We start from the raw sequence: 2170 nt of genomic DNA, 5'->3' as shown, positions 1-2170 counted from the left end.
CGCTCCACCACCGCCCGCAGCAACCGCCCGAACCACACCGCCAGCGACTCCACCGTCTCCCGGTCGAACAGATCCGTCGCGAAGTCGATCGCGCATTCCAGGCCGGCGGGCTCGCCGTCCGCGTCGAAGGTCTCGCCCATGCCGATGCTCAGATCGAACTTGGCCACCGATCCGACCGTCGACTGCACGGTGGCGGGCAGAGCGCCGAGGGTGAGCGGCGCCGAGGCCGTCCGGTCGCCTTCCAGCAGCAGCATCACCTGGAAGAGGGGGTGGCGGGCCAGCGACCGGGCCGGATTCAGCTCCTCCACCAGACGCTCGAACGGCACATCCTGGTGCCCGAACGCCCCCAGATCCGACTCCCGCACCCGACCCAGCAACTCCGCGAAACTCGGGTCACCCGCCGTATCGGTCCGCAGCACCAGCGTGTTGACGAAGAACCCGACCAACTCGTCCAACGCCTCATCCGAACGACCGGCCACCACCGTGCCGATCGGCACATCCGTCCCCGCACCCAACCGGGTCAACAACGCCGCCAACGCCGCCTGCACCGTCATGAACAACGTCACCCGATGCGCACGCGACAGCCCCACCAACCCGCGATGCAGCTCCACACCCAGCGGCAGCACCACCCGGTCGCCCCGGTGCGACGCCACCACACCACGCGCACGATCCACCGGCAACGCCAACTCCTCCGGAAGGCCGTCCAACACCCCACGCCAGTAATCCAACTGACGTGAAACCACGCTCCCGGAATCCGACTCCTCCCCCAGCAGTCCGCGCTGCCAGAGCGCGTAGTCCGCGTACTGCACCGGCAGCGGCTCCACCACCGACACCTCGCCCCCGGACCGCACCGCGTACGCCGTCGACAGATCCCGCAGCAGCGGACCCATCGACCAGCCGTCACCGGCGATGTGGTGCAGCACCAGCACCAGCAGGTCTCCGTCGGACCCGCCCGGGATCACCTGGACGCGCATGGGCAGGTCGGCGGACAGGTCGAACGGCCGGTCGACGCAGCTCTCGGGGTCGGTGCCCACGGGCAGGACCTCGACGGTGACCCGGGCCTCATCGGGCGGCAGGATCCGCTGGTACGGCTCGCCGTCCACCTCGGCCACGAGCGTGCGCAGGCTCTCGTGCCGCGCCACCACATCACCCAGCGCCGCCTCCAGCGCCGCCACATCCAGCCCACCGCCCAAGCGGAGCAGCACGGGGAGGTTGTAGAGCCCGCTCGGGCCCTCCATCCGGTCGATCAGCCACAACCGCTGCTGCGCGAACGACAGCGGCACCCGCTCCGGACGTTCCGCCTCCGCCGACAGCACCAGACGACCGACCCCGGCACCCGAACGGGCCGCGAGCCCCGCCACCGTCGGCGCCTCGAACACATCCCGCACCCCCAGCTCCACCCCCAGCACCGACCGCACCCGGCTCAACAACCGCGTCGCCAGCAGGGAATGACCACCGAGCGCGAAGAAGTCGTCGTCGATGCCGACCCCGGCGATCCCCAGGACCTCGGCGAACAGCCCGCAGAGGATCTCCTCCGCCGCCGTCCGCGCCGCCCGGCCACCCGCGAACTCCGCGAAGTCCGGCGCCGGCAGGGCCCGGTGGTCCACCTTTCCGCTGCCGGTGAGCGGCAGGGCGGTGAGCGGGACGACGGCGGCCGGCACCATGTAGCCGGGCAGTGCCCGGGCGACGAACTCCCGCAGGTCGAGGGCGATCCCAGGGATCTGCTCGGTCACCGCGCAGTAGGCCACCAGCCGGCGGTCGCCGTCGTCGCTCTCCCGGGTGGTGACGACCGCCTGGCGGACGGCGTCGTGGCGGACCAGCACCTGTTCGATCTCGCCGAGTTCGATCCGGAAGCCACGGATCTTGACCTGCTGGTCGGTGCGGCCCAGGTACTCCAGCTCACCCTCACGGGAGCGGCGCACCAGGTCGCCCGTGCGGTACATCCTCTCCCCGGACGCGAACGGGCAGGCCACGAAGCGCTCCGCGGTCAGCCCCGGCCGGTTCAGATACCCCCGGGCCAGACCCGCCCCCGCCAGGTACAGCTCGCCGGGCACCCCGGCCGGCACCGGGTTCAGCCACTCGTCCAGCACATAGGCCTGCGTCCCGGCGACCGTACGGCCCAGCACCGGCTGCTCCGTCGCGGCCAGCGGGTGGACGAGCGTGTCCACCG

At 71.7% G+C, this 2170-nt stretch carries 1 protein-coding gene; it reads right to left on the bottom strand.

Annotation, left to right across the window (positions count from 1 at the left end; translation table 11 throughout):
- On the bottom strand, window positions 1–2170 hold a 2170-nt coding region (locus ACFVHI_RS37110; RefSeq protein WP_380346462.1), incomplete at both ends, for a condensation domain-containing protein.

This window comes from Kitasatospora sp. NPDC127121 (assembly GCF_042677305.1).
Lineage (GTDB): Bacteria > Actinomycetota > Actinomycetes > Streptomycetales > Streptomycetaceae > Kitasatospora.
This window is presented reverse-complemented; position numbering and strand designations above follow the sequence as displayed.